The sequence below is a fragment of the Vibrio orientalis CIP 102891 = ATCC 33934 genome (assembly GCF_000176235.1).
Lineage (GTDB): Bacteria > Pseudomonadota > Gammaproteobacteria > Enterobacterales > Vibrionaceae > Vibrio > Vibrio orientalis.
Genome location: NZ_ACZV01000004.1, coordinates 242,446 through 265,408 on the forward strand (window position 1 = coordinate 242,446; position 22,963 = coordinate 265,408).

Sequence of the window (22,963 nt, forward strand, 5' to 3'; positions counted from 1 at the left end):
GCCCTTACTTCACTGTGTAAGTAAGGGCACTTGACTAGATTTCGCTTTCTGATTGACTAATTTGCATGATAGCCGAAATGAGAAGTTCGGTGGTTTGTGCACCAGAAATTAGATGTTTTCGGTTGATGATAATAGCTGGAACGGCGTTAATTCCTGCTTCTAGCCACTGCTGCTCTGTCGAGGCAACCGCTTCGGCCCAAGAGTCATCGTTAATCACGCTCTCGACGATTTTAGCATCTAAACCGACAGATTCGGCACAGGTAATAAGCATGTCTGGATCACTGATGTCTTTCCCCTCAGAAAAGTAGGCTTGGAACAGGCGAAGCTCAAGGTCGAACTGCTTACCTTCACTTTGTGCCCACATTAACAGTTGGTGCGCTTTTCGCGTGTTATAGATGCGCATCTCATCATGAAAGTGAAACTTAAATCCAACCTCTTGCCCTAGAGAGGTTAAGGTATCGCGGGCAGCGATACTTGCTTCATCGTTCGTCCCATATTTTTCTTTAAGGTGTTCACGAAGGTTCTGCCCGTCAGAAGCCATTGCAGGATTAAGCTCAAATGGGTGCCACTGGATCTCAGCTTCTACACTCTCTGTTAATGCCATAAGTGCGGCTTCAAGGCGTTTATAGCCAATAATGCACCATGGACATACGACATCAGAAACAATATCGATACGCACTTTGTTCATCTGTTGCTCCTCGTACGGCAATAGATAAAGTATAAATGTGCCGCGTCGAGAATTTAACTAAGCTGATCACTTTTTCGACACTCGTAGTCTGAGATTCGGATATCAGCCATCGTCTAGACAATGAATTTATTGAGTATCGCATCCTGTTCTCGAATGTTTTCGGTTTGGGCCTGCATAGCAATGTTGGCATTATCAGCAGCATCGGATACTTGAGTTGAAAGATCTTTTATCTTCACGGTGTTGCTGTTGATCTCTTCGGCAACAAGGCTTTGTTCTTCCGCAGCTGAGGCAATCTGGATATTCATATCACTAATTTGTTGAATAGCATCGCGAATACTATCGAGTGCTACATTAGCCTCTTGTGCTCGTTCAACGGCAGTACCAGCGGTAGTTTTGCTCATATTCATCGCATTGGCAACCGAGCTAGCGCCGGCTTGGAGCTGCTCGATCATATTTCTGATTTCGGTCGTCGACTCTTGCGTACGCTGCGCGAGTGTTCGAACTTCATCAGCAACCACAGCGAAGCCTCGGCCTGAATCTCCGGCACGTGCAGCCTCAATTGCGGCATTGAGCGCAAGTAAGTTGGTTTGGTCGGCAATGTCATTGATAACCTTTAAAATAGTCTCAATGTTATCTGTGGCCGATTCTAATACTTTAACCTCTTCGACGGCTTCATCAATTTTTTGTGACAGGTTATCGATCGCACTGGTGGTCTCACTGACAACCGATGTCCCTAGGCTTGTCGCTTCGTCTGCTTCTCTAGCCGATGCTGCAGCGCCTTGAGCATTGTTTGCTACATCCCCTGATGTGGTTGCCATCTCGTGCATTGCCGTGGCTAGTTGTTCAAGCTCATGCAGCTGTTCTTGCATCGCAGAGGCAGATTGTTGAAGTCCCTGAGAGGTCATTTCGGAGCCGCGTAAGATTTCAGAACCAATGGCTTTAGACTGAGTAATCTGTTGTTGCAGTGACTGAGTGAATTCATTAAAGCCAGATGCCAGAATGGAAAACTCTTGATCTGTGTCCGTGTTTAAACGTTGGGTAAGATCGCCTTCACCAGACGCCACGTCTTGAATTGCATTACTCAGATCATCGAGAGGTTTCATCAAGGTGCGAATAAGGATCAGCAGCAATACAATACTGATGAGTAATGCGATGATTGAATAAATAATCGAGCTATTTCTGAGATCCGCAAGAGATTGGTAAGCAATGGTTTCATCTAACAGTACGCCAATGTACCAGTCTTCTCCGGGGACTTTAGAAAAGTCTAAGGTGTACTCTTTACCATCAATAATGGCGTGTTGCGGTTCATCATTGATTTGAGCGTCAGCCAAAAACTCTTTCATTGGCTTACCGTTAAACTCTGTGGTTGGGTGCGCAATGGTCGTGCCATCTCCCGCGACAATAAACACATAGCCGGCGTCAAATAACTGCACCTTATTTACCACTTCTGCCAAGGCTGCCAAGCTCACATCATAGAAGATTGCGCCGATGAACTGGCCGTTGTCTCGTACTGGGGTTGCAATCGAAACCAAAATCTCACCAGTGGCAGAGTCGGCATAGGGAGCGGTAATGACAAGCTTGCCTGAGTTCTTAGCATCAATATACCAAGGGCGAACGCGCGGATCCCACGTTGGTCCTGGGTTCCATGAAGGATCATTGTTGATGTTGGACCCATCTTTTTCGAACCCAAGTCCAGCCAATAGAAAAGTCTCTTTTACGACGGGACGAGTTAGAACCGCTGTCATCGCTTCAGGGGAGAGATTCACCTCAAGCATACTAGTAGCGTATGAGGCGATAGCCTTACGACTATTGATTTCTGCAGCAGTTGTATCTCGAACTCCGTCTACGATTTCAGTGACACTTGAAGTAACTTGGGTCTTGATTTCACGTTGGACGGTAAAGTATTGCTGAAGGGTCAAAAGAGTGACCGTCGCCAAGAGCAGTACTGAAGACGCGGCCACAATCTTATGGCTGAATTTCATCTCAGAGTCCTTCCTATAGATTCAGTGGTTATTTATAGATCTATAGTTATGAAATGAAGGTTCGGCCAGAAAATATACAACTTTTCTACGAATTAGCGGCCTAAAATCGCTTTTTCTAATCCAGTAAATAGAGAATCGTTCCCATCAAAGAGTGCTTCTACAACGACAGGCCGTTTTTTGCCTGATTGCATTTGCTTATTGGCTTCTCGAACTCGGAGTACCAGTTGCAATTCACTTGATAGAGAGGATTCACCGTCGTATTTCCACTGTGCAATTTGCTGACTGAGTTTGCCTTCTTTCAGTGCAGGACAAAGATCAACGAGTTCTTGCTGTAGTACGGTAAGCAAGTCGATTTGCTTGTCGCGGGTAGCGGGTACATCACGTAAACGGTTGAGTAGAGCGGTCATGAGTTCGTTCGACTTAATGAATCCAGCTTGCTTTGGTAGTCGTAATGATACGCGGGATGATAGTTCAATGGTGTCAACGAGCGTATTCGGAGTGTATGTAATAGAGACTAGTGTATCGAAAGGTAGCCAAAAGTACTGATTGGGTTCTACTGCGAACTCATGTTTACCAAGCTTCACTAATACCAAACCTTGTCTGACGCAAATCAGCTTGTGTTTTAGTGATTTTCTGCGTGAGGTACAAATAAGAAAATCATTGTGTTCGGCTTGGTATGAAATCGCGTAGTGCATGGTGTAGCTCTTCAGTTTTGGGGCGCTAAGGTTAACGTTTCTTGATGAAAAAGCCAACTTTGAGTCATCAATGCGTCAAAAAGCGATAAATACTCTGGTCTGACCTTGTGAAATCTGCGAGAACTATAGCTGCCAAGAGACGTTTCTATGCGTAGAATAGTCGCGCTTTCTATTTACTGACTAAAATAATGACGACAAACACAGACCCATTTATTGAAATTCGTCCATATAATGACGAAGAGATTCCAGCGGCCATTGACCGCTTAGTTAATGATGAAGAGTTCATTAGCGCAATCCTACATCACCGTTTTTCAAATCACGCAGGTTGGTTTAAAGCCCTAATGTCACCTGTTGTGAAAGTCTACTTGAAAATGAAGTGGTCAAAGCTGAACTCAGTTGAAGCGATTCAGTCTGAGGTGAAGAAGTACTTAGACCAAACTCTGAAGTCGACCACAAATGGTGTGACTTTCAGTGGACTTGATAAGCTAGACCCTGAACAAGCTTATTTGTTTGTTTCTAACCACCGTGATATTGCGATGGATCCTGCGTTAGTCAACTATGGTCTGTTTCAAAATGGACATAAAACGGTTCGCATTGCTATTGGCGACAACTTACTGAAAAAGCCATGTGCGACGGAATTAATGAAGCTGAATAAGAGCTTTATCGTAAAGCGCTCAGCAAAAGGCCCACGTGAAATGATGAAGGCGCTGGGCACCTTATCAGGTTATATTAAGCACTCACTCGATACTGGCCACTCAATTTGGATTGCCCAGAAAGAAGGTCGTGCTAAAGATGGCAATGATTTTACCGAACCAGCCATTCTTAAAATGTTCCATGTTGAAGGTCGTAAACAGAAAGTGGCATTTGCGGACTACGTTAAATCTTTAAGAATCGTGCCAGTATCAATTTCTTATGAAAATGACCCATGTGATATCGCTAAAGCACTTGAGCTGCATGCTAAAGAGTCGGTAGGTAGTTACGAAAAGGGCGAGTTTGAAGATATCGATAGCATCATTCAAGGCATTGTCGGCGATAAAGGTCGTGTTCATGTCGGGTTTGGTGACGTGATCGCTCAAGATTTCGAAACCCCTGAAGCATTGGCTGAAGAGATCGATCGCCAGGTGCATGAGAACTACAAGCTGTTTCCAATTAACCAATTGGCGGCGGGCAATGAACAAGTTGATGAGCAAGTTAAAGCTAAGTTTGCTGATAAGCTCAATTTGCTCCCAGAAGGTGCACAACCATACTTGGTCGCAAGCTATGCTAACCCTGTAAAAAATCAGCCAGCCTAGATTAGCCACTAACTCTCTGAAGAAGCCTCACTGATCCAGTGAGGCTTTTTATTAGCTGACAATTTTATTTAGGGAGCAACAGCACCACCTAAGTTGAGATTTGTTGGCCATTTTGTAATGCGGTTACCACCAAGAAATATATTGCCTTTTACTGTCATGGTGTCTGGGAACTCAGTTATTTTCGATCCACTGATATAAAGGTCGCCGTCAATCATGATCCCTTCGGGTAGGCTTTCAAGCGGGGTTCGAATGACACTAAGATCACCTTTTACTCTTAATCGTGGTGGCAACGATTGTAGTGGCGTATCAGTAAAGTTGAGGTAACCACCCACTTTGATTCCTCTTGGCCATTTTTTAATGTTTGACCCAAGTAAATTAGCAAACCCTCTAATTTTTACTCCCTTCGATATCTTTTCTAGCGGGCTATTTGATGCATCAAGGCTACCTTGAATGTCTAGGCCTTCAGGAAGGCGTTTAATCGTCGTTTTTGCGATGTTCAAGTTGCCCTTAATGACGAGCCCATCAGGAAGTTCAGTGTAAGGCTTATTACGTAGATCTAGATTACCGTAATTATCGAGGTGATTGAGGATTCGAAATTGATCGAGCGGTACTGCTGTTGCGGCAATACTGAAGCTAAGTAAAAAGGGTAAACAAAAGGTGCGTAGCATAGTTCAATCACTTTGAGAGTTCGTACTCAATATGAGTTCTAAGCAAGATAAGATCAAATTTTCTATGCGATAGGAACAAAAAAACGGGCTCAAGTGCCCGTTTTGGAAAGCGTTTAGAATTGAATTAACGAGCTAGAGCGCGCGTTTTTAGTTCAAAAATTAACTTTTCAGCGCTGACTTCAAACTGGAAGCGTGCTGTTATTTCTGTTGTGTCTTCTTCAATAGCAGTCACTTCGTACTTAACGCCTTGACATACTTCTTCAGCCAGTGCGATGTACTTCGCTAGTTCTGCTTCGATGAGTGCTTTGCCAGCAGCAAAAATTGTCACTTCAGCCACATCATCACCTTCTTTGATGATAAAGCCTATTTCACCTGCGCAACCACATGCTTCGCATACTTGTTCTTGTTCGGTGGTCATCTCAATATCCTCTTACAAATAATGAGGTCATTTTAGCGAGATTTTTGAAGCTTATCCATAAAAACGAGATCTCGTAGTTTTATGTTGGAATCAGTATGCTATGTTGTGGTTTGGTTAATAAATCAACAGTGATTTGCGAATAGCTCTTATTTTCATGTGACGAAGATCAATAAATTACGAAAATTCATGTCATAATACATCCAGAATGCCATTCAGTTAGTTGTAAGGGGGGACATTTTGTAAGATTATCGGTGACTCATTATTATATAAACAATAGATAAAGTCTTATTATTCTATAAAGCATGCAAATGCATGCAGTTATGGGAAGTTAGTTTACGCAACAGTTAGATGGTCCGTACGGTTTAATTGTGATAGTGTCTTTTGCATTGAGATTGATAATTTATCTCGTTTCACGATGTGTCATCAGACAAGGAAGCTAATTAATAAGGCGTCGATAATAAACTCATGAAGAGTTAGACGGATTTACAGAGAGAAGAGCCTGAACATGCCAAAGCGTAGTAAAGAAGATACCGAAATCACGATTCAAAAGATCATGGATGCAGTAGTTGATCAGCTATTGCGTCTTGGTTATGACAAAATGTCGTACACTACTTTGAGCCAACAGACTGGTGTATCTAGAACGGGTATTAGCCACCACTTTCCTAAAAAGACGGATTTTACCGCTGCACTAGACGGACGTATCTTTAAGATGTTCGTTGAGCACGTAGAGTTTAATAAAGGCCTAGAAGATTTTTCTTCAAGTTGGGTTGCCGCGCTAGACAGTGAAGAGTTCTTAGCAATTCTACGTCTGCTATTCCACCATATCGTGACTTCTCAAAACACGCATGAGTTTGCGAGCAACGGTATTGATCGCCTATACAAGATGACCGAAAGCCAGTTTGGTGAAGGCAGCGCAAAAGAGCTTGAGTGGTTGATCGGGAAATCAATTATTCGTATGGCTCAGTAATGACCATTAAAAAGCCTTCTTCGGAAGGCTTTTTTGTATCATTAAGTTTGGGCTTATCTCGCTATAGCTTCCTAAATTGTTGGACCAGTTTTCCTTGAGAACTTAAGTCTTTTACCAGTCCTTCACATTCTTCCTTCGTATCATTTGCGAGTATGTTTGTCGCTGCACAGACATCGCTGATCGACTGAACGCTGGAATTCATCTCGTCAGTTACCCTAGCCATCTCTTCTATTGCCGCCGCTATCTGACTGTTTCGATCCGAAATATCCGTTACTTGATGAAGTAGTACATCCAATTTATCTCCTGAGGTATTCGCGCAATCAACACAAACATCAGAGAGTTGGTTACCTTCATTCATCGCTTGAACGGCTTTCTCGGTGCTCGTCTGGATTAATTTGATGATATTTTGAATTTCTTCCGTTGATTCGTGGCTTCGTTGAGCCAGTTGGCGCACCTCATCAGCGACGACAGCGAAGCCACGTCCTTGTTCACCGGCGCGAGCGGCTTCGATAGCGGCATTAAGTGCGAGTAGGTTGGTTTGTTCAGCGACCCCTTGGATAATAATCAGTACTTCACCTATAGTGCGACCATGCTCAACAAGTTGTTGAATAACATCAGACGCAACCCCAAGTTGTTTAGACAATTCGTTGATGGAGTTAATCGTTTGAGTTACCGAAGAGCGGCCTTCTTTCGCTGCTGTGCTGGCTTGGTCCGTCGCGTTTGATGCGCTTTGCGCATTCTGAGTAATTTCATTTGCCGTAGAATGCATCTCATTGATAGCGGCAGCGACTTGCTCTGTTTCAGATGTTTGCCCAACTAAATTCTCAGCTGTTGTTTCACAATTATTCGCTGAGGAACTCGCGGCCTGAACAACTTGTTGGTTGGAATCTTGTATACGGCCAACAATTGAGTTGATTTCAGATTGGCGCATCTTAAATGCCAGTTGTATCTCTGATATATCGTCTACGCGATCATTATACAATAGTTCCATTAGTGGGTTATCAAACACCTTTCTAGCATCTTGAGATAGTGCTTCTAAGCGTCTTGTTTGGGAGTAAGCCGCGATTGTGCTGAATAAGAAAAAGGCCCAAATTGCCAAGGCGGGAGAAAAAGTCGCTAGCAGCGTTGAGCCCAGAGCGATGACTAAAAAGGAAAGAGACAATCGCTGCCATAATCGAGTGCGAGGGAGCTTGAGTTTTAGTGGTATCTTGCCTTGATTTAACTGCGCATATAGTTTTTCCGCATTTTTCACGTGTTCGCGCTTGGGCGCAAGTCGAACAGATTGGTATTCGATTGTTTTACCGTTTTCTTTTATCGGTGAAGCAAACGCGTCAACCCAGTAGTGGTCACCATTCTTACAACGGTTTTTCACGATTCCCATCCAAGAATTGCCTTCCTTTAAATACTTCCACATATTTTCAAAAGCTGCTGGTGGCATGTCAGGATGGCGGACAATGTTATGAGGTTGACCAACGAGTTCTTCTAATGTGTAACCTGCGACATTACAGAAATCTGCACTGGCGTAGGAGATGTGACTAGATGGCTTAGTAATTGAGAGTAAATTGAATTCAGCAGGGTAGGTGACTTCTTTTTGTGTCACTGGTTGATTTACACGCATGGCCTCAATTCCTTTTTATGTTTCAAGCTTTGTTTGAGCGTATTAGGGTAAGTATAAGTACAACTCAAAATACTTGACAAAATTACTCGGTCTTTTCTTGGTTTTTTTTCATTGAGCCCTGAAAACTAGAAATCCTCGTCTACCATTAAACTTATTAATGATGTTTGTTTCATTTCGATGAGTGTACGTATCCGTTGGAATAAGGGAGTGTTCTTCATGTCACATGGGTCTTCTATTAGTTCATATGCAAGTGCTGATATCTTATTAAAGCTTCATGATTTAAACGAGGCGGATTTGGCGCTAATACGAAAGTTTGGTGACATGATGGTGCCAAAATTGGATGACTATGTTCGTCACTTCTATAACTGGTTAGAACAGCAGCCAGAGTATCAACAGTTCTTCTCGGAGCAGGTAAAACTCAAGCGCGTGCAGACTGCGCAGGTTAATTATTGGACAACGTTTTTTGCGGCAAAGGTTGACGATAATTATATAAAGGAACGTCGGGAGGTGGGTGAAGTGCATGCTCGCGTTGGTTTGCCTTTACCAACGTATTTCGCCGGAATGAATATATCGATGGTTATTTTTACCAAACGTATGTACGACGGCAGTCTATACAGCGATGAATACAGCTCCTTGGTCACTGCATTTACCAAGCTTCTTCACCTTGATACCACCATTGTAGTTGATACATATTCCCGACTAATCAATAAACGGATTGCCGAGCAAAGTGAAGCGTTGCTCGCCATGTCCACCCCTGTAACTATGGTTTGGCAAGATATATTAATGCTACCCATTGTCGGAATCATCGATTCTAAGCGAGCCCAAGACATAATGACGGCTGTGCTCAATAAAATATCGGAGCATCGAGCCAAGATTTTTATTATGGATATTTCAGGCGTGGCTGTTGTTGACACTGCTGTGGCAAATCATTTTATTAAGATCACCAAAGCGACCAAGTTGATGGGTTGTGATTGTCTGGTTTCTGGTGTTTCACCAATGATCGCACAGACCATGGTTCAACTAGGAATCAACGTAGGAGAAGTGAAAACCAATGCAACGTTGCGTGATGCTCTGGAAAATGCTTTTGAAATAATGGGCTTAAATGTTCAAGCTCTAAAGCAATTTTCTGAGGGATAAAGGACGCATGGCAAAGTCTATTTCAATCAGTCGTTTAAGGCATGTTTTAGTGGCGACTGTTCAGATTGATCTTAGCTCAGAGGTACTAGACAACTTCCGTGCAGATTTGTTGGATAAAGTCAGAGAACATGCCATCAAAGGGGTGCTCATTGATCTATCAGAAGTTAAAACGCTGGATCGTATGGATATGGATGCATTACTCGAAATAGTCACAACTGTAGAAGTAATGGGAAGAGGGTGCGCATTTGTTGGCATTAGGCCCGGGATTGCAATGGCTTTGGTCAACATTGGCTATGAGACTGAGAATCTTCATTGCGCGCGTAGCATTGATGATGGCTTAGAAATGATAGGAAACTAGCGTGGATTCGAACTACGTGAATGAAGAGACGATTGAGACATATAGAATTAATAGTGAGTCGGATGTCATGAGTGCAGTGATTGCGATTTTTTCACTGGTGAAGAACAGAGGCTTTTCAGAAACTGAAGTAAGTGAAATATCGACATCCGTCTCTGAGCTAGCAATGAATATCGTCAAATACGCGCAAGAGGGTGTTATTACCGTTAGTGGCATCGAACAAACAGAGCAGCAAAAAGGTATTAGAGTTGTTGCTAAAGACTTCGGTCCAGGTATTGAAGATATTTCCGTCGCATTAGAAGAGCATTACTCGACGGGGGCATCTTTAGGTTTAGGACTTCCTGGTGTGAGAAGAATGGTTGATGAGTTTGATATTGAGTCTGAGCTAGGGAAGGGAACGCAGGTGATGTTCATTAAGTGGAAAACCTAATATGGGATTTGAATACAGTGTTTATTGCGTTCCTTATCAGGGCGAGTCGGAAGCTGGAGATGGTTACTATGTCCATCAGCTAGGGGATGATTTGCTCGTAGTGATTATTGATGTCCTTGGCCATGGTCCTAAAGCAGCAAGTCTAGCTCGGCTCATTGAATCAAAATTGGCAGAGATTGCATGTAAGGATATTAAGTGGATGACATCGACTTTGCACGAGCATCTGATGGGCTCGCTTGGTACTGCGTTAACCTTGGTTTACTTTGATAGCGCATCCAAACAAGCCGCTGGAATAGGTATTGGAAACACACTGGTGCGTCAGTTAGGTCATAGTTACCGTTCGTTTGCTGCCCAACCCGGTATTGTTGGTGAGCTACTACCCACTTTACGACCTTTCGAATTTCAGTTTGATTTCGATGAAACTTATCTATTCACAACTGATGGAGTAAAAGAAAACATCGATCGCGACGAAATGGAGTTTGCCAATGGTAAAGCGCTCGATTATCTCTCCTCTTTTTTTGTTCGGACGTTTAGTAAACCTTTTGATGATGCAACCGCCATAGTTGTTAGGTATTGCCATGATTAATTCTTTTCAGTTCAGGGTTGATAATAGCAACGTAGCTCGCATCTCATTTCGTAAGAAAATCGCCTTAATTCTTGAGACGTTGGGGTATGCCTTTCAGGCCAGAGACCAGTTGATTTTTCTCAGTGGCGAAATCATGGTGCATTTATTCGGTGATGATGCCACGCTTTGTGTGCAAGCTTCAGTGGAGTCTGATTGTGTAAAAGTTGCTTGGTCATATGAAGATTTGAGTCTTCAGCTACCTGATTTATCGGTTCCTTTACTGAAATTATCACGGAATGCCGAAAGCGTAGTTTGGACAATTGATTCATTAGTCATGATGACTCCGACGGTGACTGAGAAAGTAATTGCAATCTTGAGCGAGAAGTCGCGTGATGAACTGATGGAAGAGTTAAAAAGTACCAACCGACAATTGGCACTTCATCAGGAGGGGTTAGAGCATGAAATCGAGCTAAGAACAAGGGACTTACAAGCGAATGAAGCGCTGTCTCGAACGATTATAGAAGGGGCGCCATCTAGTGTCGCGATCATCGATAGTCAACAGCGTATCATCTTATGGAATAAGACGGCCGAAGAAACATACGGGTATAGTTTTGATGAAGTAGAAGGACAAAATCTCTGTGATCTCTTGCAAATTGACTTGCCTGAAGAGTTGCGTGATGTGTTGAGCGGAGAGCTTTCCATTGACGACCAGATCAAAGTTAGTGGCGGGTTCTTTGAGGTTGAAACATACACCTCGCAAGGACATATGATTCCTATTGATCTGGGGATCACTATTTTCTTGTTTGATGAGCAATGCCGCGCAGCGATGTTTTTGCGCGATGTGACTTCTAGAAAAATTGTTGAAGATGAACTTAATAAAGCACGCTCTAAGGCAGAAGAAGCGGTTGAGGTGAAGTCGATGTTTTTGGCTAATATGAGCCATGAAATTCGTACACCGATGAATGCCATTATCGGTATGTCTCATTTGGCGTTGAAAACAGACCTAACGCCAAAACAGCATGACTACATTTTAAAGATCCATAACTCCGCTTCTCTATTGCTTGGGATTATTAATGACATTCTGGACTTCAGCAAAATAGAAGCGGGTAAGCTTTCGATTGAACATATTGAATTCCATCTCGACGACGTTCTGCACAATGTCTCTATGGTGACAGGACAAAAGGCATTTGAAAAAGGGCTTGAGCTAATATTTCAAATAGACCGAAATGTACCTAAAGTCTTGTTTGGTGACCCGTTACGCTTAGGGCAAATCATTATTAACTTAGTGAATAATGCGGTGAAATTTACTGATCAGGGTGAAATTACCGTTCATGTCACTAAAAAACCTTATTCAGAAGAGAAGATCGAATTGAACTTCACCGTTCAGGACACCGGTATAGGAATGAGTCCCGAACAATCAGAGAAATTATTCAGCGCATTTACTCAAGCGGATGGTAGTACCACGCGACGTTATGGTGGCACGGGGCTTGGATTATCAATATGTCGGCGTTTAGTCGAGTTGATGGGCGGAGACATCCATGTTGAGAGCGCTGTTGGGAAAGGAAGTCAGTTTAAATTTAATGTCTTAACTGGCTATTTCGAAGGTGATGAAGTTATATCGCATGTGGTTCCATCTACGCTAAACGATGTCAAAGCCATGGTGGTGGATGACAACGAACACGCTCTTTTGGTGATGGAAGACTTGCTCGATGTGTTGCCTAATCGACCGAGTTTAGTGTCAAGTGGCGAGCTAGCTATTGAGGCCTTGATGGAGGCTACAAAGCAGAACCAACCTTACAACTTAGTCTTTATGGATTGGAAAATGCCCGTCATGAGTGGGATTGAGGCAACTCAAAAAATCCGACACACACTGCCTGCTGAGCAACAACCTAAGATCGTCATTGTTACTGCGTATGACAAAGAAGATATTTCTCTGGATCTTGATGACCTTGATATTGCAGGTTTTTTGTCAAAGCCAGTAGGACAGTCTTATCTCTTTGATTTATTGATGGATCTGTTTGGGCCTAAGCTTAATGAAAATACTAAGAGCCACTCAAAACAACGTACAAAAGACAGTTCATTAAGAGGCTTAAACGTTTTGCTGGTGGAGGATAATGAGATCAATCAGCAGATTGCAGTAGAACTCATGGAAGAAAAAGGACTGAAAGTGACGGTGGCCAACAATGGTCAAGAAGCCCTTGATACTTTGGAACAGGTTTATCAGCCAGACAGCCCCCATTTTGAAATCATATTTATGGATTTACAAATGCCGGTTATGGATGGCTACGAAGCAAGTAAACGTATACGAGGCGACCACCGTTTTGATGATGTTCCTCTAGTGGCAATGACTGCACATGCGATGATAGAGGAGCGCGAACGTTGTCTCTCCATTGGGATGAACGATCATGTTTCTAAACCGATAGATCCAGAAATATTGTTTAGCACCATTAAACGTTGCTGCTCAGGTTTTTGTGCGGCCCCTCCTATTGAGGAGGAAGAGGCCGCGCCGGATGAAATCGTTGATGTTGTTGATACCAAGGTAGTTACTTCATTAGAACAAGTGGAATCCTTAGATTTAAAAAATGGCTTACTCAGAGTGGCTGGTAATGAAGCGCTTTATCGTCGCTTACTGTCTCAATTGATCGATAAAGAGCATGACTTTGTTTCTAGGCTCAATATTGCTTTAGAAAAGCAAGATTATGATTATGCGAGTTTAATTACCCACACCTTAAAAGGCTCGGCGGGTAATTTGGGTATGGTGCGTTTGTTTGATATTGCTGCTCGACTAGAGCTTCAGCTTAGCGATTCAGAGCAAAGAAATGATATTGATGAAACAAAGCACGAATTAGAACAGTATATCGGCCCATTTTTACAGCAAGTGTGTGAAGGGCTAGGCCGCTTGTATCCTTCAGAGATCCGGAACAATTTGGACGATGATAGCGTTGCCCTGATATTGCAGTTAGACATGCTTTTACATGAATTTGACGCGAGTGCAATTGAGTTCCTTGACGAGCACTTCCTTCGCTTCAATACTTTACTTGAGTCAGAAGCGTTTGAGATTTGCCGCCGTCATATCAATGATTGTGATTTTCTCTCTGCGAGCATAGCGTTAAGGAAAGCTGCCAGCATTTATCCGATTGATTCGGAAAAGATGTTTGGAGGTTCAAATGGATGAATTGAACCCTAGTGTACTAGTGGTAGATGACAATGCGGAAAATAGGGTGCTATTGAGTGGCTTGTTGAAACCGTATTTTAAAGTACTTGTTGCCGTTAATGGGGAGCAAGCGCTAACCATTGCGTCGGCGAAACTGCCGGATATTATTTTGCTCGATATTATGATGCCGGAAATGGACGGCTATGAAGTGTGTCTTCGCTTGAAATCCAACCCCATCACTGAATCGATCCCCGTTATCTTTTTAACTGCAAAAACCCAAATTGAAGATGAGCAGCGTGGATTTGAGGTCGGAGCGGTTGACTATATTTTAAAGCCGATTAGTCCTCCAATCTTATTGACCAGAATTAATACTCATTTGAAATTGCGTGGTGCAATGGATGAGTTATCGCACCAAAATGAGGTATTAGAAGAAAGGGTAAAAGAACGCACACATGAGCTAGAAACGCTGCAAGATGCAACGATAGGAGCTATGGCTTCACTGGCAGAAACGCGAGATAACGAAACGGGCAATCATATTCGTCGTACCCAAAATTATGTGCGAATTTTGGCGGAAGAATTGCGGCGAAAAGGTCACTATCAAGATGAGTTATCTATAGAGTCTATTGAGCTACTTTATAAATCAGCGCCTCTTCATGATATTGGAAAGGTTGGTATTTCGGACAGTATTTTACTCAAACCGGGCAAGCTAACCGACGAAGAGTTCGACATAATGAAGAGTCATACCTCTTTAGGTCGTGAAGTGTTACTTACTGTTGAATCTTCAATCGATTTCGAGTGTGACTTCTTAACGACAGCGATAGAGATTGCATTCAGTCATCAAGAAAAGTGGGATGGCAGTGGCTATCCTGAGGGGCTGTCCGGCCATGATATTCCTTTGAGTGCTCGTCTTATGGCTATCGCTGATGTGTATGATGCGTTAATTTCCGAGCGAGTTTATAAACCTGCTTTCTCCCATGATAAAGCGGTGAAAATTATTGAAGAAGGGGCTGGTTCTCACTTTGAACCACTGATTGTGGAGAGCTTTCTTTCGATCGAGAAAAAATTTAGGGAAGTTGCATCGACATACCGAGATGAAGGCTTCGATGACGATTCGTTTAATTTAAAAGCCAGTGGGCATGATTAATTCTCAACTTTGAAACAAGTGGTCTTACCTAGAGATGAATTGAAAGAAAAATGTGGATCGCCGTACCTGGTGTTATAACGTTCTGTTACACTCAACCAATAAACTAGACAAATAGGAGTAGGTGTACGCATGTCTTTTCCGGTACTTATATGCGATGACTCCGCTTTAGCGAGAAAGCAAATGGCTCGCTCACTGCCTGCTTCGCTGAATGCTGATATAACGTTTGCTGTTCATGGTCTGGACGCATTAGAACAGCTAGAAAATAACGATTTTAAACTGATGTTTTTGGACCTAACCATGCCCGAATTGGATGGTTTTGGTACGCTTGAAGAAATTGGCAACAAAGGGCTCGATATCCCCGTTGTTGTGGTATCCGGTGATATTCAACCCAAAGCCAAAGAACGAGTGATGGCGCTGGGTGCCAAAGCATTTATCCAGAAGCCCATCAACAAAGATGCTCTTAATGCGGTACTTAAAGAACTTGTTGAGCCGGCTAGTCGCCCGCAGATCATCACACCTGTTTCAATTGAACTACCTATTCTTCGCCGTCGTGATATTTATATGGAAGTGGCGAACGTTTCGATTGGTCGTGCGGCAGACGCGTTGGCACGGCATTTTGATGTGTTTGTGCATTTACCTTTGCCTAACGTCAACATTTTGGAAGTGACTGAACTTCATATGGCATTGCGTGATTTGGCAGAGAACGATCAAGTCTCGGGCGTTTGCCAAGGTTTTAGTGGTGAGGGTATTGCAGGAGAAGCACTGGTTCTTTTGAGCGATTCTAGCGTTTCTGATCTGAAAAAATTAATGAAAGTTCCCGCAGACAGTGAAGAGCTCGAAGAGCTTGAACTTCTGATGGACGTATCGAACATCTTGGTCGGCTCGTTTCTCAACGGTCTTGGTGAGCAATCAGAAGTACGATTCTTTCAAAGTTCGCCAGTGCTGTTAGGTCAGCACATCTCCATTGATTCGGTTATTCAATCGACCAGTGGCTCGTTCCAAAAGACCATGACCTTTGAGGTGAGCTATAACATTGATGGCACCAGTATAAGGTGTGACTTATTGTTTATGTTTGTAGATGAATCTTTGCCGTTACTTGATAACAAATTGTCGTACCTAATGGAGGACTTTTAAATGTTGAATCTTCCTGCTGAATTTGAGCAATTCCACTGGATGGTGGATATGGTACAAAACGTCGATCTGGGTTTGATTGTTATTAACCGAGACTATAAGGTCCAAGTGTGGAATGGTTTTATGACTCACCACAGTGGCGTGCAGTCCCATGATGCGATAGACAAAACGCTGTTTGAGCTGTTTCCCGAGATCCCACAAGACTGGTTTAAGCTGAAAACCAAACCGGTTTATGATTTGGGATGTCGAAGCTTCATTACTTGGCAGCAGCGTCCATACTTATTTAAATGTCGTAATGTACGCCCTGTTACCCAGCAGGCGGATTTTATGTACCAAAACATTACGCTAAATCCCATGCGTACACCAACAGGTGAAATTCGCTCGCTGTTTTTATCGATACAAGACGCCACCGCAGAAGCTTTGGTTTCGAAACAGCAATAAATGATACAACAGCGCCAAGGTAATCCTTGGCGCTGTTGTATATGCGGTAAGCAACTCCGACAAAAGTGTACCTAGATGGAACGACTACCTACTCGCTTATATACCGCTCAGCAAGTTAAGCAGGGTGAGCAATTGGCTGCGCAGCAAGCAGGCGTAGAAATGTATACTCTAATGCAACGCGCTGGAAAGGCTGTCTACCAGCGTATTCGATATCAATACCCTAACATCAAGCACCTCTCTATCTTGTGTGGTTGCGGCAACAATGGTGGAGACGGCTTTGTTGTGGCCAAACTTGCGCAGAAAGATGGTCTAGATGTGCAGCTGTATCTTTATGGGGATGAAGCCAAAATATCGGGTGATGCGAAAAAAGCCAAACAAGCGTGGTTAAATGGTGGGGGTGAGATTAGCTCGATAGATAGCTTCAATGCAGGAGATGCAGATCTTATCGTTGATGGGTTACTTGGAACGGGTTTAAGTTGCGATGTTCGCGAACCGATGCAAGTCATCATTGGAAAGATAAACGAAGCTAATCTCCCTGTGGTGTCGATAGATATCCCTTCAGGTTTATGTAGCGATACTGGCTCGATATTGGGCGCTGCAATATCAGCGAATTCAACGGTTACTTTTATCGGGGTCAAGCAAGGGCTTATGACAGGACAAGCTCGAAGCGTAGTCGGCGAGCTACATTTTGCAGGCCTAGGAGTGGACGAAGAGTTTACTCAGCTTGCATCGCACTCCGCTTTATCGCTTGGTTCCGAGTCGGTAAAACACTTGTTACCTAAAAGATGCCCAACAGCGCATAAAGGCAACCATGGACGTTTGCTCTGTATTGGCGGTAATGAAGGTTATTCCGGCGCGATTCGGCTATGTGCCAGTGCAGCGGCCAGAACGGGAGCTGGGCTAATTCGAACTTTGTGTCATCAGAGTTCGACATTGGCGCTGCAAGTTGGGTGTCCGGAAGTCATGACCCGCTCATGGAATGGCAATAGTGAGCTACTGAGTGAAGCTCTCCAAGCTACAGATGTACTCGCTCTTGGCCCCGGGCTTGGTACCGATAATTGGGCGAAGACTCTCTTCTTAGCATGCAAGAGTTCAACGAAAGCAAAAGTGTTGGATGCTGATGCGCTTAACTTACTTGCCAATGAGCCTAGTGCTGATCATGCAAGAGTGATAACGCCGCATCCGGGTGAAGCAGCAAGGCTACTAGGTTGCAGTGTAGCGACTGTGGAGCAAAACCGCTTTCAAGCCGTTAAGGACTTACAAAACAAATATGGTGGTGTCGTGGTGCTTAAAGGGGCGGGTACGCTTATCAACGATGGCCACGATATTTACATCTGCAATGCGGGTAACCCTGGCATGGCTACTGGCGGTATGGGCGATGTACTCACCGGGATTATTGCCGCGATGCTTGCTCAAGGGCTATCGCTATCTGATGCCGCGAAAGTAGGAACGCTTATTCACAGTGTTGCTGCGGATGAACTTGTTCAACAGTATGGCCAAATTGGTCTGTTGGCCAGCGATGTAATACCAGCCTCACGAGCGGCCATTCAGCATTGCTTGTCACTCGGTGAATGAACAAAAAGTGAACTTTTTTTAACCATTTATGTGACTTCGATTGTTATTTCATAGTATTTCGTTACAATGCTCGTTCTTTCCTGAATTGTGCATCCGTATTTGCGCAGAAAAGGGCACGAACTCTCGTCTTTAATCTTTGAACTCCCATTAAAGACTCGTTTTAAATTGCATGTGTTGCTTGGTGTGCAACACCACTGTAAAGGATATTTTAATGCCTATTATTACTCTTCCTGACGGCAGTCAGCGTCAGTTCGACAACCCAGTTTCTACTCTTGATGTTGCTCAATCTATCGGTCCTGGTCTTGCGAAAGCAACCATCGCTGGTCGTGTAGATGGCAACCGTGTTGATGCATGTGATCTTATTGAACAAGATGCAAGCCTTGAAATCATCACAGTTAAAGATGAAGTGGATGGTCTAGAAATCGTTCGTCACTCATGTGCTCACCTGTTAGGTCACGCGATCAAGCAGCTTTACCCTGAAGCAAAAATGGCGATCGGTCCAACAATCGATAACGGTTTCTACTACGATATCGATCTTGAGTACTCTCTAACGCAAGAAGATCTAGAGAAGATCGAAAAGCGTATGAAAGAGCTTGCGAAGACCAAATACCAAGTAATCAAGAAAAAGGTTAGCTGGCAGGAAGCACGCGATGCGTTTGAAGCTCGCGGTGAAACATACAAGATGGAAATCTTGGACGAAAACGTCTCTCGTGATGATCGTCCGGGTCTATACCATCATGAAGAATACATCGATATGTGTCGTGGTCCTCACGTACCACATATGGGTTTCTGTCAGCACTTTACGCTACTTAACGTAGCAGGTGCATACTGGCGTGGTAACAGTGACAACAAGATGCTACAGCGTATCTATGGCACTGCATTCCACGACAAAAAAGCGCTTAAAGCACACCTAACTCGCCTAGAAGAAGCGGCGAAGCGTGACCACCGTAAGATTGGTAAGCAACTAGACCTATTCCACATGCAGCAAGAAGCACCGGGTATGGTGTTCTGGCACCACAATGGTTGGTCTATTTTCCGTGACCTAGAAGTATTTGTTCGCGAAAAACTGACAGAGTACGGCTACCAAGAAGTAAAAGGTCCGCTTATTATGGACCGCGTTCTTTGGGAGCGTTCTGGTCACTGGGACAAATACGCAGAAGCGATGTTTACGACTTCTTCAGAGAACCGTGAATACGCGCTTAAGCCAATGAACTGTCCTGGTCACGTACAGATCTTTAACCAAGGTCTGAAATCTTACCGTGATCTACCACTGCGTATGGCAGAGTTTGGTTCATGTCACCGTAACGAGCCATCTGGTGCACTACACGGCATTATGCGTGTACGTGGTTTCACTCAAGATGATGCTCACATCTTCTGTACTGAAAGTCAGATTCAAGAAGAGGTGACGAGCTGTATCAAGATGGTGTACGATACGTACCAGACATTTGGTTTCGACAACATTGTTGTTAAACTGTCTACACGTCCTGAGAAGCGTGTTGGTTCAGACGAGATCTGGGATCAGTCTGAAGAAGCGCTTAAGCAGTCTCTTGAAGCGATGGACATCGCATACGAAATTCAAGAAGGCGAAGGTGCGTTCTACGGTCCGAAGATTGAATTTACTCTTCATGACTGTTTAGATCGTGCATGGCAATGTGGTACAGTACAGCTTGATTTCAACTTACCAGGCCGTCTAGGGGCAACCTACGTTGATGAAAATAACGAGCGTCAAACGCCAGTTATGATTCACCGTGCGATTTTAGGTTCACTAGAGCGTTTCATCGGTATTTTGATTGAAGAATATTATGGCTTCTTCCCAACTTGGTTATCGCCAGAACAGGCTGTAATCATGAACATTACTGATAAACAGTCAGATTATGTTCAGGAAGTGGCACAAAAACTACAAAAATGTGGAATTAGAGCTAAAGCGGACTTGAGAAATGAGAAGATTGGCTTTAAAATCCGCGAACACACTTTGAAGCGTGTACCGTTTATGCTTGTTTGTGGCGACCAAGAAATGGAAGCTGGCGAAATTGCAGTACGTACTCGTAAAGGCAAAGATCTCGGCAAGTTTAAAGTGGATGACTTTATTTCATACATCCAAGACGAGATTTCAAGCCGTAAGCTCAATCTGGAGGAATAAACTATTAAAGGCGGAAGACGCGGCCAAGTACCGGCCAAACAAAATGCTCATCGTTTAAACGGTGAAATTCGTGGCGTTCGTGAAGTTCGTTTAACTGGTGCTGATGGTGAATCAGTAGGTGTTGTTTCTATTCAAGAAGCAGTAGCAGCCGCTGAAGAAGTAGGTATGGATCTGGTAGAAATCAGTCCAAATGCTGAGCCACCAGTATGTCGTGTAATGGACTACGGTAAATTCCTCTTTGAGAAGAGCAAGTCTGCTAAAGAGCAGAAGAAGAAGCAAAAACAGGTTCAGATTAAGGAAGTAAAATTCCGTCCTGGAACTGATATTGGAGACTATCAGGTAAAACTACGCAACCTGACGCGTTTCCTTGAAGAAGGCAACAAAGTGAAGGTAACAATTCGCTTCCGTGGCCGAGAAATGGCGCACCAAGAGATCGGTGTTGACGTTCTAAATCGTCTTAAGGAAGACACTGTTGAATTAGCAGTAGTGGAATCTTTCCCTAAGAAGATCGAAGGTCGTCAGATGATCATGGTTCTTGCCCCTAAAAAGAAGTAATTAACGGCTTTGCAAGTAATAGAACTCAGCTGCCGTAAGGTGGCTGAGTTTTGTTCGCCCTAATTACTATTGTTTAATACAACTCAACAATGCGGAGTTATTCATCATGCCTAAGATGAAAACCAACAAAGGTGCTGCTAAGCGTTTTAAGAAAACTGCTGGTGGTATTAAGTTTAAGCACGCTACTAAACGTCACATCCTGACTAAGCGTACTACTAAGAACAAGCGTCAGCTTCGTCCAAATGCAATCCTTCCTAAGTGTGAAGTGGCTGCAGTTGCTCGTATGCTACCATACGCATAATTCTTTTTAGTTTATCAATCGTTTAGTTTAGGAGAAGCATAATGCCTCGCGTAAAACGTGGTGTACAAGCTCGTGCACGTCATAAGAAAGTTCTAAAACAAGCTAAAGGTTACTACGGAGCACGTTCACGTGTTTACCGCGTAGCTTTCCAAGCAGTTACTAAAGCTGGTCAATACGCTTACCGTGACCGTCGCAACAAGAAACGTCAATTCCGTCAACTATGGATTGCACGTATCAACGCTGCATCTCGCCAGAATGGTCTATCTTACAGCCGTTTCATCAACGGTCTTAAGAAAGCATCTATCGAGATCGACCGTAAGATCCTTGCTGACATCGCGGTATTCGACAAAGCTGCATTCGCAGTTCTAGTTGAAAAAGCGAAAGCTGCTCTTTAATTAGAGTCAGTGATTAGGATTAAGGAAAGGAGAGCTTAGGCTCTCCTTTTTTCTATCTGAAATATGCCCTATAAGCTCGATAGCGGGCTTTTAACCCCACTAGCACCTCTCTCTAAGACATGAGTATAAATCTGCGTGGTACGCACGTCGCTGTGCCCCAATTGCTCTTGTACAGTTCTAATATCTGCGCCTGATTCGAGTAAATGTGTTGCGAAGCTATGCCTAAGGGTGTGGCAGGTTACGTGTTTATCGATTCCAGCCTCTTTCGCTGTGCGTTTAACAGCGCGTTGAAGTGCCACTGCATTGATGTGATGTCGCCGAACCAACCCCGTTTCTGGATCAGTGGAAAGCTTGTTCGAAGGGAATAAGTAGTGCCACTTGAACTCAAGTTCTGCACCACGATATTTTTTCTGCAATGACTGGTTAAGCCACACACCAGCGTACCCAGGTGTATTCATGTCTTTCTTGTAATAGCGCTGTGCCAAAGCTTGTTGCTCGTTGAGCATTGGAACCAACTCTTTCGCTAAAGTAACGACTCGATTCTTCCCCCCTTTCCCTTGCCAAATTCGCACTGCTGAGTAGTCGTAATCGATGTCGTGAACACGTAATCGAACGGCCTCCATCACGCGCAGCCCTGAGCCGTACAAAAGCATGATGTGAAGCTTGTACCTTGGATCAATGTGCTTAAGGAATTGGCGAGTCTCATGCTTGGTTAATACCACAGGAAGTTTTCGGTCAAGCAGAGACTTCTGAAACTTCATATCGTTTTCTAACGGAGTTCGGTAAAAGTCCCGATAGAGAAAGTTAATTGCATTCAGCGCGAGGGCTTGAGTTTTGGCTGCCACTTTGTCGTGGAGGGCAAGGTGTGTTAAGAACTCTTCAACACTTCTTTCATCGAGCCTCGAAGGGTGAGCCATATGATGAAACGTAACAAATCGACTAATCCAGTTAATATAAGCATCAATGGTCTTTGTCGCATAGTGACGTGCTCTCATGTGTTCTTTAATGCTTAATATAAACTGATTCTTCATCGTCATAACCTAATGTAGCTGGAATAAGCTAGCCACATTGTTTGGGACGAGCAATGAATTCAAGACTTTGGCGCATCAGGTCTTCAATTACTGGTCTTCTCGCACTAACTTTCATCCTAAGTGGTTGATGATTGCGTATCGAACTGTGAAGCATATCTGTGTGGTCCGATATAAATTCGCTGGCGACAGTGTTACCCTTTGGCAAAGTTTATATGAGTTTTCAATGAATTATTTCTTGTCGAATGATGAGAACCCGAGATGAATAATCACAATTGGTAAGG

At 43.6% G+C, this 22,963-nt stretch carries 22 protein-coding genes; 15 read left to right on the forward strand and 7 right to left on the reverse strand.

What is annotated here, in order from left to right:
- Nucleotides 1–34: 34 nt before the first annotated feature.
- The 3 genes from VIA_RS04645 to VIA_RS04655 form a co-directional block, all read right to left on the reverse strand.
- Complete coding sequence (locus VIA_RS04645; protein WP_004411406.1) at nucleotides 35–688, reverse strand: DsbA family oxidoreductase; 654 nt, start codon at nucleotides 686–688, stop codon at nucleotides 35–37.
- Nucleotides 689–801: 113 nt separating this feature from the next.
- Nucleotides 802–2,670, reverse strand: a complete 1,869-nt coding sequence (locus tag VIA_RS04650; RefSeq protein WP_004411407.1) for a methyl-accepting chemotaxis protein — start codon at nucleotides 2,668–2,670, stop codon at nucleotides 802–804.
- A gap of 92 nt (nucleotides 2,671–2,762) precedes the next feature.
- Nucleotides 2,763–3,365, reverse strand: coding sequence for a hypothetical protein (locus VIA_RS04655; RefSeq protein ID WP_004411408.1), 603 nt, complete (start codon nucleotides 3,363–3,365; stop codon nucleotides 2,763–2,765).
- Nucleotides 3,366–3,553: 188 nt separating this feature from the next.
- On the opposite strand from VIA_RS04655, the gene VIA_RS04660 reads away from it, so the two are divergent.
- Nucleotides 3,554–4,657 carry a 1-acyl-sn-glycerol-3-phosphate acyltransferase gene (locus VIA_RS04660; protein ID WP_004411409.1) on the forward strand — a complete coding sequence of 368 codons (1,104 nt, stop codon included), beginning with the start codon at nucleotides 3,554–3,556 and terminating at the stop codon, nucleotides 4,655–4,657.
- A 68-nt stretch (nucleotides 4,658–4,725) separates the two neighbouring features.
- Here VIA_RS04660 and VIA_RS04665 read toward each other — a convergent pair whose 3' ends face one another.
- Entirely contained in the window at nucleotides 4,726–5,325 is a 600-nt protein-coding gene (locus VIA_RS04665) for a hypothetical protein (RefSeq protein ID WP_004411410.1), read from the reverse strand.
- 124 nt (nucleotides 5,326–5,449) lie between these two features.
- Entirely contained in the window at nucleotides 5,450–5,743 is a 294-nt protein-coding gene (locus VIA_RS04670; RefSeq protein WP_004411411.1) for a DUF406 family protein, read from the reverse strand.
- Nucleotides 5,744–6,248: 505 nt separating this feature from the next.
- On the opposite strand from VIA_RS04670, the gene VIA_RS04675 reads away from it, so the two are divergent.
- A complete protein-coding gene (locus tag VIA_RS04675; RefSeq protein ID WP_004411412.1) occupies nucleotides 6,249–6,710 on the forward strand; it encodes a TetR/AcrR family transcriptional regulator in 462 nt (153 codons plus the stop codon).
- Nucleotides 6,711–6,771: 61 nt separating this feature from the next.
- On the opposite strand, the gene VIA_RS04680 is transcribed toward VIA_RS04675, so the two are convergent.
- The gene (locus VIA_RS04680) at nucleotides 6,772–8,328 is read right to left on the reverse strand and encodes a methyl-accepting chemotaxis protein (protein WP_004411413.1); all 1,557 of its coding nucleotides are present in this window, start codon (nucleotides 8,326–8,328) and stop codon (nucleotides 6,772–6,774) included.
- Nucleotides 8,329–8,544: 216 nt separating this feature from the next.
- Here VIA_RS04680 and VIA_RS04685 point away from each other — a divergent pair, with 216 nt between their 5' ends.
- The 13 genes from VIA_RS04685 (at nucleotide 8,545) to rplT (ending at nucleotide 21,651) form a co-directional block, all read left to right on the forward strand.
- Nucleotides 8,545–9,465, forward strand: coding sequence for a protoglobin domain-containing protein (locus VIA_RS04685; protein ID WP_004411414.1), 921 nt, complete (start codon nucleotides 8,545–8,547; stop codon nucleotides 9,463–9,465).
- A 7-nt stretch (nucleotides 9,466–9,472) separates the two neighbouring features.
- Nucleotides 9,473–9,823, forward strand: coding sequence for an STAS domain-containing protein (locus VIA_RS04690; protein WP_004411415.1), 351 nt, complete (start codon nucleotides 9,473–9,475; stop codon nucleotides 9,821–9,823).
- Nucleotide 9,824: 1 nt separating this feature from the next.
- Nucleotides 9,825–10,250, forward strand: coding sequence for an anti-sigma regulatory factor (locus tag VIA_RS04695; RefSeq protein ID WP_004411416.1), 426 nt, complete (start codon nucleotides 9,825–9,827; stop codon nucleotides 10,248–10,250).
- 1 nt (nucleotide 10,251) lies between these two features.
- Entirely contained in the window at nucleotides 10,252–10,836 is a 585-nt protein-coding gene (locus VIA_RS04700) for a SpoIIE family protein phosphatase (protein ID WP_004411417.1), read from the forward strand.
- The gene (locus VIA_RS04705) at nucleotides 10,829–13,990 is read left to right on the forward strand and encodes a PAS domain-containing hybrid sensor histidine kinase/response regulator (protein WP_004411418.1); all 3,162 of its coding nucleotides are present in this window, start codon (nucleotides 10,829–10,831) and stop codon (nucleotides 13,988–13,990) included. The genes VIA_RS04700 and VIA_RS04705 overlap by 8 nt, the downstream gene beginning before the upstream one ends.
- Entirely contained in the window at nucleotides 13,983–15,113 is a 1,131-nt protein-coding gene (locus VIA_RS04710) for a response regulator (protein WP_004411419.1), read from the forward strand. Before VIA_RS04705 ends, VIA_RS04710 begins: the two co-directional genes overlap by 8 nt.
- A gap of 129 nt (nucleotides 15,114–15,242) precedes the next feature.
- The gene (locus tag VIA_RS04715) at nucleotides 15,243–16,247 is read left to right on the forward strand and encodes a response regulator (RefSeq protein ID WP_004411420.1); all 1,005 of its coding nucleotides are present in this window, start codon (nucleotides 15,243–15,245) and stop codon (nucleotides 16,245–16,247) included.
- On the forward strand, nucleotides 16,248–16,685 hold the full coding sequence (locus tag VIA_RS04720; RefSeq protein WP_004411421.1) for a PAS domain-containing protein: 438 nt from the start codon (nucleotides 16,248–16,250) through the stop codon (nucleotides 16,683–16,685). It abuts the gene before it with no gap.
- Between the two features lie 75 nt (nucleotides 16,686–16,760).
- Entirely contained in the window at nucleotides 16,761–18,260 is a 1,500-nt protein-coding gene (locus VIA_RS04725) for a bifunctional ADP-dependent NAD(P)H-hydrate dehydratase/NAD(P)H-hydrate epimerase (protein ID WP_004411422.1), read from the forward strand.
- A gap of 211 nt (nucleotides 18,261–18,471) precedes the next feature.
- Complete coding sequence (gene thrS, locus VIA_RS04730) at nucleotides 18,472–20,400, forward strand: threonine--tRNA ligase (RefSeq protein ID WP_004411423.1); 1,929 nt, start codon at nucleotides 18,472–18,474, stop codon at nucleotides 20,398–20,400.
- A gap of 3 nt (nucleotides 20,401–20,403) precedes the next feature.
- A complete protein-coding gene (gene infC, locus VIA_RS04735; RefSeq protein ID WP_071816273.1) occupies nucleotides 20,404–20,955 on the forward strand; it encodes a translation initiation factor IF-3 in 552 nt (183 codons plus the stop codon).
- A gap of 106 nt (nucleotides 20,956–21,061) precedes the next feature.
- On the forward strand, nucleotides 21,062–21,256 hold the full coding sequence (gene rpmI / locus VIA_RS04740) for a 50S ribosomal protein L35 (protein ID WP_004411425.1): 195 nt from the start codon (nucleotides 21,062–21,064) through the stop codon (nucleotides 21,254–21,256).
- A gap of 41 nt (nucleotides 21,257–21,297) precedes the next feature.
- Nucleotides 21,298–21,651 carry a 50S ribosomal protein L20 gene (gene rplT / locus VIA_RS04745; RefSeq protein ID WP_004401084.1) on the forward strand — a complete coding sequence of 118 codons (354 nt, stop codon included), beginning with the start codon at nucleotides 21,298–21,300 and terminating at the stop codon, nucleotides 21,649–21,651.
- A 68-nt stretch (nucleotides 21,652–21,719) separates the two neighbouring features.
- Here rplT and VIA_RS04750 read toward each other — a convergent pair whose 3' ends face one another.
- Entirely contained in the window at nucleotides 21,720–22,682 is a 963-nt protein-coding gene (locus tag VIA_RS04750) for an integron integrase (RefSeq protein ID WP_004411426.1), read from the reverse strand.
- Nucleotides 22,683–22,963: the final 281 nt, after the last annotated feature.

What these genes read in the sequence shown, in the direction of transcription:
- VIA_RS04670 (WP_004411411.1), bottom strand. Translation starts at nt 5,743, where the DNA reads ATGACCACCGAACAAGAACAAGTATGCGAAGCATGTGGTTGCGCAGGT.
- rpmI (WP_004411425.1), top strand. Translation starts at nt 21,062, where the DNA reads ATGCCTAAGATGAAAACCAACAAAGGTGCTGCTAAGCGTTTTAAGAAA.
- VIA_RS04690 (WP_004411415.1), top strand. Translation starts at nt 9,473, where the DNA reads ATGGCAAAGTCTATTTCAATCAGTCGTTTAAGGCATGTTTTAGTGGCG.
- VIA_RS04685 (WP_004411414.1), top strand. Translation starts at nt 8,545, where the DNA reads ATGTCACATGGGTCTTCTATTAGTTCATATGCAAGTGCTGATATCTTA.
- VIA_RS04725 (WP_004411422.1), top strand. Translation starts at nt 16,761, where the DNA reads ATGGAACGACTACCTACTCGCTTATATACCGCTCAGCAAGTTAAGCAG.
- VIA_RS04705 (WP_004411418.1), top strand. Translation starts at nt 10,829, where the DNA reads ATGATTAATTCTTTTCAGTTCAGGGTTGATAATAGCAACGTAGCTCGC.
- VIA_RS04750 (WP_004411426.1), bottom strand. Translation starts at nt 22,682, where the DNA reads ATGAAGAATCAGTTTATATTAAGCATTAAAGAACACATGAGAGCACGT.
- VIA_RS04660 (WP_004411409.1), top strand. Translation starts at nt 3,554, where the DNA reads ATGACGACAAACACAGACCCATTTATTGAAATTCGTCCATATAATGAC.
- VIA_RS04715 (WP_004411420.1), top strand. Translation starts at nt 15,243, where the DNA reads ATGTCTTTTCCGGTACTTATATGCGATGACTCCGCTTTAGCGAGAAAG.
- VIA_RS04680 (WP_004411413.1), bottom strand. Translation starts at nt 8,328, where the DNA reads ATGCGTGTAAATCAACCAGTGACACAAAAAGAAGTCACCTACCCTGCT.
- VIA_RS04710 (WP_004411419.1), top strand. Translation starts at nt 13,983, where the DNA reads ATGGATGAATTGAACCCTAGTGTACTAGTGGTAGATGACAATGCGGAA.
- VIA_RS04665 (WP_004411410.1), bottom strand. Translation starts at nt 5,325, where the DNA reads ATGCTACGCACCTTTTGTTTACCCTTTTTACTTAGCTTCAGTATTGCC.
- VIA_RS04675 (WP_004411412.1), top strand. Translation starts at nt 6,249, where the DNA reads ATGCCAAAGCGTAGTAAAGAAGATACCGAAATCACGATTCAAAAGATC.
- VIA_RS04720 (WP_004411421.1), top strand. Translation starts at nt 16,248, where the DNA reads ATGTTGAATCTTCCTGCTGAATTTGAGCAATTCCACTGGATGGTGGAT.
- VIA_RS04700 (WP_004411417.1), top strand. Translation starts at nt 10,252, where the DNA reads ATGGGATTTGAATACAGTGTTTATTGCGTTCCTTATCAGGGCGAGTCG.
- thrS (WP_004411423.1), top strand. Translation starts at nt 18,472, where the DNA reads ATGCCTATTATTACTCTTCCTGACGGCAGTCAGCGTCAGTTCGACAAC.
- VIA_RS04650 (WP_004411407.1), bottom strand. Translation starts at nt 2,670, where the DNA reads ATGAAATTCAGCCATAAGATTGTGGCCGCGTCTTCAGTACTGCTCTTG.
- VIA_RS04655 (WP_004411408.1), bottom strand. Translation starts at nt 3,365, where the DNA reads ATGCACTACGCGATTTCATACCAAGCCGAACACAATGATTTTCTTATT.
- rplT (WP_004401084.1), top strand. Translation starts at nt 21,298, where the DNA reads ATGCCTCGCGTAAAACGTGGTGTACAAGCTCGTGCACGTCATAAGAAA.
- VIA_RS04645 (WP_004411406.1), bottom strand. Translation starts at nt 688, where the DNA reads ATGAACAAAGTGCGTATCGATATTGTTTCTGATGTCGTATGTCCATGG.